Source organism: Enterococcus sp. DIV0421, from assembly GCF_051713745.1.
GTDB lineage: Bacteria > Bacillota > Bacilli > Lactobacillales > Enterococcaceae > Enterococcus_D > Enterococcus_D casseliflavus.
In genome coordinates this window covers 618,644-630,957 of record NZ_JBIOQM010000001.1, presented here as the reverse complement: position 1 = coordinate 630,957, position 12,314 = coordinate 618,644, and the positions used below count along the sequence as shown (strand labels likewise).

Annotated in this window: 14 protein-coding genes and 1 tRNA gene; 9 read left to right on the top strand and 6 right to left on the bottom strand. The window is 42.5% G+C overall.

Going from position 1 to position 12,314, the window contains the following annotated elements; all coding sequences use genetic code 11:
- Nucleotides 1-22: 22 nt before the first annotated feature.
- Genes IGI96_RS03025 through IGI96_RS03010 form a run of 4 tightly spaced genes read left to right on the top strand, consistent with a single transcriptional unit; the run spans nucleotide 23 to nucleotide 3,179 of the window.
- Nucleotides 23-349 (top strand): PadR family transcriptional regulator, encoded by a 327-nt coding sequence (locus IGI96_RS03025; protein ID WP_015510192.1) that lies wholly within the window; start codon nucleotides 23-25, stop codon nucleotides 347-349.
- The gene (locus IGI96_RS03020) at nucleotides 336-1,016 is read left to right on the top strand and encodes a DUF2812 domain-containing protein (protein ID WP_005228651.1); all 681 of its coding nucleotides are present in this window, start codon (nucleotides 336-338) and stop codon (nucleotides 1,014-1,016) included. The genes IGI96_RS03025 and IGI96_RS03020 overlap by 14 nt, the downstream gene beginning before the upstream one ends.
- A gap of 17 nt (nucleotides 1,017-1,033) precedes the next feature.
- The gene (locus tag IGI96_RS03015) at nucleotides 1,034-1,933 is read left to right on the top strand and encodes an ABC transporter ATP-binding protein (RefSeq protein ID WP_005228654.1); all 900 of its coding nucleotides are present in this window, start codon (nucleotides 1,034-1,036) and stop codon (nucleotides 1,931-1,933) included.
- Nucleotides 1,926-3,179 carry an ABC transporter permease gene (locus tag IGI96_RS03010; RefSeq protein WP_005228656.1) on the top strand — a complete coding sequence of 418 codons (1,254 nt, stop codon included), beginning with the start codon at nucleotides 1,926-1,928 and terminating at the stop codon, nucleotides 3,177-3,179. The genes IGI96_RS03015 and IGI96_RS03010 overlap by 8 nt, the downstream gene beginning before the upstream one ends.
- A gap of 72 nt (nucleotides 3,180-3,251) precedes the next feature.
- Here the strand turns inward: IGI96_RS03010 and IGI96_RS03005 are convergent, their stop codons facing one another.
- Both IGI96_RS03005 and gloA read right to left on the bottom strand, forming a co-directional pair.
- On the bottom strand, nucleotides 3,252-3,965 hold the full coding sequence (locus IGI96_RS03005) for a gamma-glutamyl-gamma-aminobutyrate hydrolase family protein (protein WP_438784819.1): 714 nt from the start codon (nucleotides 3,963-3,965) through the stop codon (nucleotides 3,252-3,254).
- A gap of 77 nt (nucleotides 3,966-4,042) precedes the next feature.
- A complete protein-coding gene (gene gloA / locus IGI96_RS03000) occupies nucleotides 4,043-4,417 on the bottom strand; it encodes a lactoylglutathione lyase (RefSeq protein WP_005228659.1) in 375 nt (124 codons plus the stop codon).
- A gap of 147 nt (nucleotides 4,418-4,564) precedes the next feature.
- Here gloA and IGI96_RS02995 point away from each other — a divergent pair, with 147 nt between their 5' ends.
- Complete coding sequence (locus IGI96_RS02995) at nucleotides 4,565-5,008, top strand: NUDIX hydrolase (protein WP_005228661.1); 444 nt, start codon at nucleotides 4,565-4,567, stop codon at nucleotides 5,006-5,008.
- Nucleotides 5,009-5,053: 45 nt separating this feature from the next.
- On the opposite strand, the gene yidA is transcribed toward IGI96_RS02995, so the two are convergent.
- The 3 genes from yidA to IGI96_RS02980 are packed head-to-tail and all read right to left on the bottom strand — an operon-like array spanning nucleotide 5,054 to nucleotide 8,057.
- On the bottom strand, nucleotides 5,054-5,872 hold the full coding sequence (gene yidA, locus IGI96_RS02990; RefSeq protein WP_086337977.1) for a sugar-phosphatase: 819 nt from the start codon (nucleotides 5,870-5,872) through the stop codon (nucleotides 5,054-5,056).
- Between the two features lie 9 nt (nucleotides 5,873-5,881).
- On the bottom strand, nucleotides 5,882-7,252 hold the full coding sequence (locus tag IGI96_RS02985) for an HD domain-containing protein (RefSeq protein WP_010749809.1): 1,371 nt from the start codon (nucleotides 7,250-7,252) through the stop codon (nucleotides 5,882-5,884).
- Nucleotides 7,236-8,057 carry a lipoate--protein ligase family protein gene (locus tag IGI96_RS02980; RefSeq protein ID WP_034869150.1) on the bottom strand — a complete coding sequence of 274 codons (822 nt, stop codon included), beginning with the start codon at nucleotides 8,055-8,057 and terminating at the stop codon, nucleotides 7,236-7,238. The genes IGI96_RS02985 and IGI96_RS02980 overlap by 17 nt, the downstream gene beginning before the upstream one ends.
- Nucleotides 8,058-8,280: 223 nt before the next feature.
- On the opposite strand from IGI96_RS02980, the gene IGI96_RS02975 reads away from it, so the two are divergent.
- Both IGI96_RS02975 and rpoE read left to right on the top strand, forming a co-directional pair.
- A complete protein-coding gene (locus IGI96_RS02975) occupies nucleotides 8,281-8,718 on the top strand; it encodes a DUF1934 domain-containing protein (RefSeq protein ID WP_005228669.1) in 438 nt (145 codons plus the stop codon).
- Nucleotides 8,719-8,802: 84 nt separating this feature from the next.
- Nucleotides 8,803-9,411, top strand: a complete 609-nt coding sequence (rpoE, locus tag IGI96_RS02970) for a DNA-directed RNA polymerase subunit delta (RefSeq protein ID WP_005234347.1) — start codon at nucleotides 8,803-8,805, stop codon at nucleotides 9,409-9,411.
- Between the two features lie 164 nt (nucleotides 9,412-9,575).
- Here the strand turns inward: rpoE and IGI96_RS02965 are convergent.
- Nucleotides 9,576-9,647 (bottom strand) — tRNA-Arg (locus IGI96_RS02965).
- Between the two features lie 51 nt (nucleotides 9,648-9,698).
- On the opposite strand from IGI96_RS02965, the gene rpoN reads away from it, so the two are divergent.
- Both rpoN and IGI96_RS02955 read left to right on the top strand, forming a co-directional pair.
- Nucleotides 9,699-11,018, top strand: coding sequence for an RNA polymerase factor sigma-54 (rpoN, locus tag IGI96_RS02960; RefSeq protein ID WP_176323943.1), 1,320 nt, complete (start codon nucleotides 9,699-9,701; stop codon nucleotides 11,016-11,018).
- 243 nt (nucleotides 11,019-11,261) lie between these two features.
- A complete protein-coding gene (locus IGI96_RS02955; protein ID WP_005228675.1) occupies nucleotides 11,262-12,299 on the top strand; it encodes a sugar-binding transcriptional regulator in 1,038 nt (345 codons plus the stop codon).
- The last annotated feature ends 15 nt before the right edge of the window (nucleotides 12,300-12,314 follow it).

Sequence of the window (12,314 nt, the reverse complement as noted above, 5' to 3'; positions counted from 1 at the left end):
GCTAGTGGGACGGAGGAATCAAATGGATGAGGCATTGACAGATTCAACCTATTTGATTTTATTAGCGCTTTTAAAGCCGAAACATGGGTATCTCATCATGAAACAGATCCATGAGCTAAGCCAAGGGACGTTTGAGATTGGTCCCGCAACGATGTATACGATTTTAAAGAAGCTGACGAAAAAGGGGTGGATCGATTTAGAGGAAAGCGTTGACCGAAAAAAAATCTATCAGATTACACCAGAAGGAAGACAAGTTCTGGAGAAAGATATTCAACGGCGCAAATTATTTTATCAAATCGGAGAACAGGTTTTCGAAGCGTTAGGGGGAGAGCAAGATGGGCATCAATAAGAAATACCTTCTTTCACTTGGTGTAGCCTATTACCCAGAAAAGGAAATGGTTCGTCTGCAAAAACAAGCGTCGTTAGGGTGGCACTTTGTGAAGATGAATCGGTTAGGGTTTTTGAAGTTTATCAAAGGAGACCCAGAAACGATCAAATATGCAGTAGACTTTTTCGAAGGAGAGCCCTCTGAGATCGTTGATTACTTAGCGATGTATCAAGCAGGAGGCTGGACTTATATCAGCAATTATAAAGATCGCTATTTTTATTTTAAAGCGTCTCCTGACACACCAGCGATTTTCAGTGACCAAGAAAGCTATCAAGAACGGATCGATAATGAAACACGGTATTTAATGAAAAAATCGATTCTACTTTCGGTGATCAGTTTAGTGATATTAGCAGCAATTTACTTTTTGATCCGTTATTTCAATATTCGCACAAATCCATTTTGGTCCTTTGGACTAGGATTGATTACGGGGCTGGTGTTTATCCCGATTGGGGTAGGATTGACCACGATCCTGATGAAATTCTTATATAAAAATCGAGCAAGTTATTACAATGAACCAGAGAAACTGGCGAAGCGTCAACGAGTGATCCGCGATACCGTCATCTTGATGTTTGTCGGAGCGATCATTGGCGCCGTTATCGGCTTTTTCTTTAGTGATATATTTTATTAGACAGGGAAGGTGAGCATGTGTTAGAAGCAAAACAATTAGTAAAAACATTTGGCGATTATACAGCAGTCGATCAATTGTCCTTTACCATCAATGATGGACAGATCATGGGCTTGATTGGTCAAAATGGTGCTGGTAAAACGACGACATTCCGATTGATCTTGGATTTCTTGAAAGCTGATCAAGGGGAAGTATTATGGGATGGCCATAAAATAAGTGAAAAAGAATACAATATTATCGGCTATCTGCCAGAAGAACGCGGCTTGTTTCCAAAAGTAACCATTGAAGATCAATTGATCTATTTCGCGCGGTTACGAGGCAAGAAGAAAGAAGACATCGTACCAAAAATCGACTATTGGATGGACAAATTTAAAGTCAAAGGCAAGAAAACCGATAAAGTCAAATCGCTATCAAAAGGAAATCAGCAAAAAGTTCAGCTGATCTCAACGTTGATCCATGAACCAAAATTGGTGATTTTAGATGAGCCATTTAGTGGGTTAGACCCCGTCAATGCAGAACTGTTGAAAAATGGGATCATTGAACTGAAAAAAAATGGCTCATGTGTCATTTTCTCCAGTCATAATATGGATAATGTGGAAAAAATCTGCGATCACTTGATTATGCTGCGGGATGGTCAAACCGTCTTAAACGGAAAAGTTCATGAAATTCGTGAATCCTTTGGGCGGACGAAAGTCTATTTAGAATCCAACTTGACGAAAGAACAGCTCTTGGCAGTGGCAGGTGTCGAGGAAGTTCTTGCCAGAGAAGATGGCAGCTATGATATTACGATTGCTGATCCTGCAGTAGGAAAAACCTTATTTGATTTAGCAACGGCGGATGGTTATATCCCTATGTTCAATCAACAACCGCCAACGTTAGAAGAAATCTTTAAGCGGAAGGCGGGAAAAATAAATGAGTAAGTTTTGGGTAATCGCATTAGATGTTTATAAAAAAAATATCAAATCAATTTCGTTTTTGATTATGATTCTCGTGCCATTTATTGCAACGGGGGCATTTTATCTCATTGGTTATTTTGCTGATGGTATGAACAGTGTCGACAAAATTGCCGTTTATGCGAATGAACCAGCCATTGCGCAGACCTTTGTGGACCAAAGCGGCGATGATTTTGAATTTGAAATTGTTGACAGCGAAGAACAAGGGCAGCAACAGATGGCAGACAAAGATGCTGATGCTTTGTTACTTATTACTGCTTCTGGGGATACGCTGCAAGGGGAATTATTAAGCGAGTCCTCGATGGGGCAAGCTTTAGAGCTGACGATCCAACAGTTATTGACGGGTTTGCAGTCTTCCTATAGAGCTAGTGAGCTTGGCTTGACTGCTGAGCAAGTGGCAGTCCTTAGTGAAGTCGCACCGCTTGATCGTCAAAAAGTTTCCTTCGGTGAAGATGGCGAAATGACTTATGGGGAAGACAATACCGCGATGCAATCACTAGTAAGTATGATCGCAACAATCATCCTCTTTTTCTTTATCATTACTTACGCACAGATCATTGCACAAGAGATTGCCTCTGAAAAAGGCACACGCATCATGGAAGTCATTTTGTCTAGTACACGGGCGCAAATCCATTACTATGCCAAATTGACTGGTGTAATCATGGTTGCAGCGACCCAGCTAGTTGCTTATGTTGCGATTTTTGGCGGGAGCTATTTCTGGATCAAGGATAACCCAATGGTAAAAGACTTGTTGGCAAACTTTTCGACAGATGGCATTTTTGGTCCCTTCCTGGTGTTTGCGATCGTTTTCGTCTTCTTAGGAATTTTGATCTACTCGGTCTTATCAGCCCTTTGCGGGTCGTTAGTGAACAAAGCAGAAGATACGGCGAAGGCCATCATTCCAGTGACGTATCTTTCATTGGGCGGGTATATGCTTGGAATCGTGCTAGGCGGTATGGATCCTCATAACGTGGTCTTACGAGTAACTTCCTATGTACCATTTTTATCTTCCTTCATTATGCCAGTACGGCTTGCTAATGATACAGTGGGTATCGGCGGTGCATTAATTTCAGTAGGAATTCTTGCTGTTACCACGATCGTCCTGATGCTGGTTTCTGCAAAAATGTACAAATCAAATGTCTTGATCTATAACGACAATGGCATTTTAGCAACGTTGAAACAATCATTAGTGTTAATGAAAAACGAAAAATAAGCAAAACGCCCGATCCTTTTCGTGATCGGGCGTTTTTTATTCGCTAAAATCTAGAAAACAAGGGGCAAGACTTTAGAATTCCTGCACAAAAAAGTTGAAGATCGATTGCTCAGAAGGCAGCTTGTGAGCGGCTAGCTCAGGATGCCACTGAATGCCTAAGATCGGTGCGCCATAGGCAGTGGATTCAATGGCTTCAACGACACCATCAGGAGCGGTGGCAATCACGTTGAAATCATCCGCAACGGTTTTGACTGCTTGGTGATGAAAAGAATTGACGTGATAGGTTGTGCCTAAAAGAGCAGCCAAACGACTGTCTGCCTTGATTTTTACCCGATGTGTAGGGAATTGAAAGAACGTCGGCAATTGCACGTGTTTGATCGTTGGGTGATCGATCAAAGAGAGATCTTGGTACAAACTCCCGCCAAATGCGACATTGAGTAACTGCATGCCGCGGCAGATTCCAAAGATCGGTTTGTTTTGAGCCACTGCTTCTTTGATCAATGCCAATTCAAAGACATCACGATCAGGATGAATGCCTTGAATCAAGGGATGAGGGTCTTCGCCATAGTGAACAGGGGAGACATCATGACCACCGGCTAACAAGAGTTTATCGATTTTGCTGATGTAAGTCGCAGCATCTTCCACGACACCTATTGGTAATAATAGGGGGATGCCTTGGGCTTGTTGGATATGGGTCACAAAATTTTTGGGTGTATAGGACAACCAATGTTCTGCTTCTTCAATCATTGGTCGTTCATTAGCAGCGATGCCGATAATGGGCTTCATTTGATCAAACCTTTCTACTAGTAAATGAATCGAAAAAGAAAAAAGGACACGAGGTCCTTTTTTCGATCACCTTCGCTTTATTTTTCGCGAATAACTTCGATTTTGTAGCCATCAGGATCTTTCACAAAATAGTAAGAAGGAGAAGTTCCTGGGAGTCCTTTCAGGTCAGTGACATCAAATCCAGCCGCTTGGTGCTTCTCATGAAGCGCTTCTAGATCATCGGTACTGATGGCGATATGGCCATAGCCGTCGCCTAACTCATAGCCAGGATGGTCATAGTTATACGTCAACTCTAGCTCGTAATCATCACCAGGCAAAGTTAAGTAAACCAAAGTAAATTTATGTTCAGGAAAATCACGACGGCGAGATTCTTCAAAACCAAAGGCAGTTTGATAAAAATCTAGAGAAGCCGTTAAGTCTTTGACGCGGACACATGTGTGAGCCATTTTCATGGGTAAATCATCCTTTCGATCTTGATAGTTGTATGATAACATATTTTCTCTTTTTGTAACGAATAAAAGACAACCGAGCGTTATTTCCAGCTTGTCCAGACTATTGGCATAAGGTAAAATGGAAAGAAAGTGTTGGTGGAGGGAATCATGCCAGAAAAGGAAATTGTGTTCGGGGAAAAAGAAGCGGGGAAACCATACAAATCAAGATATGGGGCGTATGTCGTTCTTCCAAACGAAAAAAATGAAGTGATCTTGGTGCAAGCACCCAACGGCGCATACTTTTTGCCCGGTGGTGAAATTGAGCCAAATGAGAGCAAAGAAGAAGCGATCCAACGAGAATTGATTGAAGAACTTGGATTTGAAGGGGAGATCGCTGAGTATCTAGGGGAGGCAGTTGAATACTTCTATTCGCGCCATCGCGATACATTTTACCATCACCCGGGCTATTTCTATTTAATGACACAGTGGAAAAAAGTTTGCGAACCGACAGAAGAAACCAATCAATTGTCTTGGCACACGCCAGAAGAAGCGATCCAACGATTGAAACGCGGCAGCCATAAATGGGCAGTTGAACAGTGGTTGGCAAAATAAAAAAGTCAGGTTTCCGATAAAAAGGAAACCTGACTTTTTTTGCACTTAGTTATTTGTTAAAACATACTTGTTGATCACTTCTGCTACACCGTCTTCTTCATTTGAAGCGGTTAGGACATCTGCGGCATTTTTCACGTTTTCAGTAGCATTGGCCATCGCCACACCGATACCAGCATATTCCACCATGGTTAAATCATTTTCATTATCGCCGATCGCCATGACTTCTTCTTGTTTGATGCCTAAGTGCTCCGCCAATTTTTTGACAGCAGCTCCTTTATGGGCTTGTTTATTTAGGACTTCCAAGAAGTATGGAGCACTTTTAACCACATTGTAGTTGTCGGTCAAACTGCTCGGCAATTGTGGGATGATCTGATCCAGTATTGCGGGATCATCGATCATCATCATTTTGATGATATTCAAGTCAGCAGGCATTTCTTCTGGTGTCCGATATTTCAATGGCATGTTGACTAAGAAGGCTTCATAAATCGTGTAAGGACTGATATCGCGGTTAGCGGTATACATGGTATCCTCAGTTTCTACATGAAGGTGAACCCCTAATTTTCTCGCAGTCATCTCAACAAAGAGATAGTCATCTTGGGACAAGCCGAATTCAGAGATGATCTCTTGATTTTTGGTTTTTTGAACCAAAGAGCCATTGTAGGTAATCACGAAATCATTGTCCGTAAATAAGTCTAGTTCCTTCAATAAATCTTGGACACCAGTTAAGGGGCGTCCCGTACACAAAACGATGCGCACGCCTTGTGCTTCTGCGTCTTTTAATGCTTTGTAAACTGCTGGAGTGATCTTGCGGTCGTTGTTCAGCAGGGTACCATCGATATCGATGGCGATCAGTTTGATACTCATAAGTTCCTCCTAGTGGCTTGGTTTGATCAAAGCACCATTGCGAATGTGCTTGGCAAACTCTTGATACGTCTCTCCAAATAAATCATAGTGATTTTGGATGTTGGGGTCAATCATTTCTTTTGGGAAATAAAAGCGCTGGTCACCTTGGGTCTGTCCCGCTAAGGCTGCAACAAGTTGACTGGCTTGGGATAATTCTACAAGGGAACCATCTTTTTCCTGTAATTCGATCTGTGTCCGATGCTTACCAGAAGTTGGTCGATAAAAATCATAAGGCAGATCGAAGCTTGAATTGATGGCAGTATAGTAGCGGGGATTGAAGCCGACTTTTTCCACCAGTCCCTGCATTTCTTCAATCATCGGCAACTGTGTCTCATCGTCAAAGCGAGCGGATTTTAGCGGTTTACGATTTAAGAACCGCTTGGCTAAATCGCTGAGGATCGGATCATTCTCTTCCGTCCATTGGGTAAAGTAGGTATTCAACACGCCATCGTCGAGTTTCAAGTATTCATCTAAAGTGAATTCTTGTTTTAAAAACGGGAGAAGCAGTTGCGAATGGCTTTGAAACATTTCCTGATCCACCTGATAAAGTTCTGCAGCACGGTCCAGCAAATGGGCTAAGATCACTTCCATCCCTCGAGAACTCGCATGGAAATAAACTTGCACATACATTTGGTAACGACTGACGATGTAGTCCTCCACAGCGTGCATGCCATTCATAGAAAAAGCAATACCGCCTTCGTACGGACGAATCACTCGTAAAATTCTGGTCAGATCAAACGTGCCATATTCAGTGCCGGTAAAATAAGCATCGCGCAGCAAGTAGTCCATCCGATCAGCATCGATTTGACTGGAAATCATTTGAACGACTTGGGGATTTGGATAGGTTTTAGTGATGACACTTGCCACTTTCTCAGGAAATCCAGCTTCCACTCGGTTCAATATCTGATGAACTTCCGTTTCAGGAGAAGTGATGATCGCCACTGTGATGGCTTCATGATCCGTATGAAAAATATGCTCAAAGGTGTGGGAGTATGGACCATGGCCCACATCATGAAGCAATGCTGCACACAAGGTCACTAAACGCTCCTTATCATCCCAGCCGTTCGGTCCAACTTTTTCAATCGAATAATTGCGTTGGAAAATATCGCAAATGCGGCGGCTGATTTCATAAACCCCCAAGGAGTGAGAAAAGCGGCTGTGTTCTGCTCCGTGAAAGGTGAAAGAAGCAGTCCCTAGTTGTTTGATTCGTCGCAAACGCTGCACTTCTTTGGAATTGATCAAGTCTAAAATCACTTGGTGCTGCACATGGACATAGTTGTGAACAGGGTCACGAAACACTTTTTCTATCGCTAAGGTTTGATATTTATATGGTAGGCTCATCGCTAAACTCCTTTATTGGGTGATTTCGCTTTTCCATGCCAGCTAAGCGTTGCTGCATTTGTTCGCTAAGGTCATTTTCTGAAAGCCATTGATCCAGTGACTCAAGCGGATATAGGGATTGGTCTGTGATCAAGAAAAGCAGGGCTTTTTGCAAACGGTCAATCACCTCTTGTGTGGTAAACTTACGGCCGAGAGCCGCTTCTAAAGTGGTCATGCTCGCAGGATTGACGGCTGGATAGCCATCCGTACCAAAGCGCTCTTTTAAACCTGCTTGGTAAAAACGACGAACGAGAGAGCCGCGGGCTGGTTGGTCGCCATTGATGCTCAGATACATCATGACAGCCACGCCGTCTTTTATCCGTCGTTGTGCTGTGCCAGCAATTTTTTTTCCGTCAATACTCAGGTCATAGGTGCCTGGGCAGTACGAGTCAGCAATTTCATAAGCCAAAATTGTCCGCTCAGGAAAGGCTGCTTGTAGCAATGTCGCCATCATTTCATAGGCTGCATCCGTAGTGGCAGCCAAATGTTTAGGGAAAATGAGGGAGACATTCAAAATACCGGCATCATTGATGACCCCAAGCCCGCCTGAGTTGCGGATGATCGAGGCATAGCCAGCTTCTTTCAAAACCTGCAGACCATCTATCAAAAAAGGCAGCCGGGTATCTTTCATTCCTAAAATCATCGTATCGGACAACTGCCAAAAATGACAATAAACTTGTTCCAGTTTGCCAGCAGCTTCGGTGGCAACATCGGTGAAAGCAAACGGCTCATAAGGATTGTGGATACGTGGTAAGGTTTGATCCATTATATAGATAGTCAAATCGGTTAAACTCCTTTAAAAATACCTGTTATCCTTATTATATACGATTCTTGGAAAATTACTTGGAGAAAAGAATGAAAACTTGCTTTTGTTTTCGCTTTTTTATTTTCAATGAAGAAATAGACCAAGGAGAATCAACTGAAATGATTGACAAACGAATGAAAAAAAGCAAGAATGAAACTGAAATCTTCAAAGGAGGCACACGTACATGCAAGAATTATCAAAAGGAATCCCAATCTCGATTCATTTAACAACCAATGTACGTCAAGCAGGGGAAACAGAGAACTTTCTGTTTGATCTGCAAGGACAAGCAGTCAAGATCGGTGATACCTTATATATCCGTTACAAAGAGATCCAGCCAGACGGTACCGACGTTCCCGTCACGATGAAAATCATGCCAGACGGATTGATTCAATTGATTCGCTCAGGGGAAATGCGCATGCGTTTGAAATTTTCTTATAAGGAACGGTTAGAGACGAGCTACCAAACCCCGTATGGTTTGATGATGTTCCACACCTTCACCAATCACCTGCACGTTAGCTTGAAAGACCGTCCATACTCGGGAAAGATCGATATCGATTATGACTTGTTCATGGCTGCTGACAAAGTCGGCGAATACAAACTATCTTTAGAATTTACCGCTTGATCAAAGGGAAATTGAAAGAAAAAATTGCAATTTGAGGCGTAATTTTGTATGATTAGGAGTAGACTGTGAAAGGACGTGTCCCGTTTGGAAATTAATGTATTTGAAGGTGTAAATAAAAACGAATTGTCGATGATTGAAGTTGCCCATGCGATTTTAGAGCAGCGCGGTGACGTGATGGATTTTTCTGATTTGGTCAACCAAATTCAAAACTATCTTGAAACTTCAGACAGCGAGATTCGTGATTCATTGGCGCAGTTTTATACAGACTTGAATATCGACGGTAGTTTTATTTCTTTAGGCGACAATCGTTGGGGCTTACGTTCATGGTACGCCATTGATTCGATCGATGAAGAAGTCAACCATGGCATCGAAGACGAGGATGAAGATACACCACGTCGTCGCAAACGTAAAAAAGTCAATGCCTTTATCAACGATGATGAAGACGCAATCGATTATAACGATGATGATCCTGAGGATACTGATTTGTCAGATGACGAAGAAGATGATCTCTTTGATGATGATGATGACGAGGATGAAGAAATCTCGGCATACAATTCAGACTTGCAAGAAATCGGCGCCGACAACAGCACCGATGATGAAGAAGAATTACCTGACAGCATTGAGGAAGATCTAACCATTATCGATGACGATGATGAAGATGATTTTGCGGATGAAGAGGAAGAAGAGGAGTAATCCTCTTCTTTTTTTCGCCTTATGGCTGCAAGCAGCTTTTAATCGTTGAAGGACGAGTTCGCCTTCTTACATAGATACAAATAAAAAAGGAACCGCATCAGCGGTCCCTAAGTGCTTTTGAATTATTGATTTGAATCGAGTATACTTGTAACGAAAAGAAAAAACGCGCCTTGAGGGAATCGAACCCCCGTCTCAAGAACCGGAATCTTACGTGATATCCACTACACTAAAGGCGCGAAGCACAAATATTAGTTTAACCAATTTCAGTGAAAAAAACAAGAGGTAGAATGATGAAATTTCAACAGCAATTTTCACAACAACAAAAACAGACGCAAAAGCTTGCTATGACGCAGAAATTACAGCAATCGATCCAAGTGTTGCAATTTTCTGCAGACGAATTATTGTCCTTCATAGATAACCAAGCATTAGAAAATCCATTGATTGATCTGGGGGAATATGATTCGCCCATCACACCAAGCAAAAGCAATGGCTCATCAGAACAATTGATGGATTATTTAAGCCAGATCCCTGACCAGCATACGTCTTTATTCGAATACCTCATTGATCAAGTACATTTAAACTACCGAGATACCTTCTTGCGGACGATCGTTTTATTTTTAGTCGAGTACATTGATTTAAACGGCTTTTTGACGATTGATCTGGAAGAAGCTGGAAAACTTGTTGGTGGGACCCCAATCCAAATGCTCGATGCCTTGACCTTGATCCAGCAGCTAGATCCAGCAGGCGTCGGTGCTCGTGATCTAAGAGAGTGTTTGATGCTGCAAACGGAAAGAGATGACTATGCGCCGCCAATGGCCTATCTCATTTTAGAAGAATTTTTTACGGAAATGGCAGAGCGCAAGTGGGACAAAATCAGCAAAGCGCTGCAGATTCCATTAACTGAGATCCAAAAGGTCTTTGATTATGTTCAAACATTGACCCCCACACCAGGGGCTGCGTTTGGGTCAACCGATGGGCTTTACATCGTTCCTGACCTGAGAGTGACGGTTGAAAAAGGACAGCCGATCGTGAAATCAAACAAACGCGCCTTGCCAGAGGTTCGCTTTCAGCAGCAATATTTTGATCAATTGAAGCAAAGCGGTGATCCAGAGGTATTAAGTTATTTAGACAATAAAGCCCAAGAGTTCGAGTGGCTGAAAAAGACCTTGCTGCAACGAGGGGATACCATCTATCGTGTCGGGGTGCAGATCGTTGCACGGCAAAAGGAGTTTTTCACTCAACCAGATCGCCCATTAAAGCCATTGGTTTTAAGAGAAGTTGCCGAAGAATTAGGGATTCATGAATCGACGGTCAGCCGAGCGGTCAACGGGAAATACTTGGAAACCTCCTTTGGGGTGTTTGAATTAAAACTATTTTTTGGACAGAAAGTTTCGACACAAGAAAGCGGTGATGACCTGACGACGGCATCGATCAAACAGCAGCTAAAAGCACTGATCGATGAAGAAAACAAAAACAAACCATTGTCAGATCAGAAGTTGACAGATGCCCTCAAAGCCCAGGGCATCGATATTTCCAGACGAACGGTGGCAAAGTATCGTGAAGCCATGAATATCCCAGGTTCTTCCAAGCGGAAACGATTCGAGTAAAGCAAAACGTACTATTAACGAGTAGGAAAGGCAGCAAAGCCTTTCCTTTTTTTATCGATCCTTTCCTCTTTTTCAAATTATGACGATTTTATGAAAAGCAAGATTTTGTGACTGAAATAGTTGCGTATCAAGGCGATAAGTGCTACTATTATTGGTGTAGGAAACAGATTTAAATTTTTTTTGCAATCGATGGGTCATTTTAAGTCATTGTAGGACGAAAATTGTCCAACGGGAGGGTATAAAATGCTCGATGAATTAAAATTGATTGAGGCAATCACCCCGGATATTCTCGCTGTACTCCAGGAACGTTACCGTATCTTAAGAAATATTTATTGGATGCAGCCCGTTGGCCGCCGGACACTTTCGGAAAGTTTATCAATGACGGAACGCGTGTTGAGGACGGAAACAGATATCCTTAAAAAGCTAAAACTGATCGACTCTTCAAAAAGCGGCATGCAATTGACCGCCTATGGAGAAGAAGTGTATACGAAGATCGGTGCACTGATGGATCAGCTGTTCGGAATGCACCAAATCGAAAAACGATTATCAGAGACCTTTGGCATCGAACGTTGTTTGATTGCGAGCGGCGATGGTGATCGACAACCGAAAGTGATTGCTGAATTTGGCCAGTTGCTGAATGAATCGTTGGATCTCTTATTGCCAGAAGGCAAAAACACCATCGCAGTGATGGGAGGGACGACAATGGCGAAAGTTGCCGAGGAATTGGGCAATTTGGAAACCGCCAAACGTCATAACTTGTTTGTTCCAGCCCGTGGCGGTATCGGAGAATCAGTCAACGTGCAAGCAAACTCAGTCAGCTCAGTAATGGCGATGCAGACAAACGGCGATTATCGCTCCTTGTTTGTACCAGAACAATTAAGCATGAACACCTACGAGTTTCTCTTGAAAGAACCCGCCATCGTTGATGTCTTAAACTTGATAAGTCAAGCGAATTGTGTTATTCATAGTATTGGACGGGCGTTGCATATGGCGGCTCGACGAAAAATGTCAGAACAAGAAATTCTGATGTTAAAACAAAAAAATGCAGTTGCAGAATCCTTTGGGTATTTCTTTAACGAAGCTGGTGAGGTCGTCTACAAAGTTCCTCGCATCGGACTTCAATTAAAAGATTTGCAAAAAGTCCCAATCATTTTTGCGGTCGCTGGCGGACAATCAAAAGCCAAAGCGGTCAATGCATACATGAAAAATGCACCAAAACAAACCTGGCTCATCACCGATGAAGCTTGCGCAAATGAGATTTTAAAAGGGGCAACCCTTTAAAATAAATATTTTTAT

Bases quoted from the DNA above. Each gene is read 5' to 3' on its own strand.
- IGI96_RS03025 (WP_015510192.1), top strand. From the start codon at position 23: ATGGATGAGGCATTGACAGATTCAACCTATTTGATTTTATTAGCGCTT.
- IGI96_RS03020 (WP_005228651.1), top strand. From the start codon at position 336: ATGGGCATCAATAAGAAATACCTTCTTTCACTTGGTGTAGCCTATTAC.
- IGI96_RS03010 (WP_005228656.1), top strand. From the start codon at position 1,926: ATGAGTAAGTTTTGGGTAATCGCATTAGATGTTTATAAAAAAAATATC.
- IGI96_RS03005 (WP_438784819.1), bottom strand. From the start codon at position 3,965: ATGAAGCCCATTATCGGCATCGCTGCTAATGAACGACCAATGATTGAA.
- gloA (WP_005228659.1), bottom strand. From the start codon at position 4,417: ATGAAAATGGCTCACACATGTGTCCGCGTCAAAGACTTAACGGCTTCT.
- IGI96_RS02995 (WP_005228661.1), top strand. From the start codon at position 4,565: ATGCCAGAAAAGGAAATTGTGTTCGGGGAAAAAGAAGCGGGGAAACCA.
- yidA (WP_086337977.1), bottom strand. From the start codon at position 5,872: ATGAGTATCAAACTGATCGCCATCGATATCGATGGTACCCTGCTGAAC.
- IGI96_RS02985 (WP_010749809.1), bottom strand. From the start codon at position 7,252: ATGAGCCTACCATATAAATATCAAACCTTAGCGATAGAAAAAGTGTTT.
- IGI96_RS02980 (WP_034869150.1), bottom strand. From the start codon at position 8,057: ATGGATCAAACCTTACCACGTATCCACAATCCTTATGAGCCGTTTGCT.
- IGI96_RS02975 (WP_005228669.1), top strand. From the start codon at position 8,281: ATGCAAGAATTATCAAAAGGAATCCCAATCTCGATTCATTTAACAACC.
- rpoN (WP_176323943.1), top strand. From the start codon at position 9,699: ATGATGAAATTTCAACAGCAATTTTCACAACAACAAAAACAGACGCAA.
- IGI96_RS02955 (WP_005228675.1), top strand. From the start codon at position 11,262: ATGCTCGATGAATTAAAATTGATTGAGGCAATCACCCCGGATATTCTC.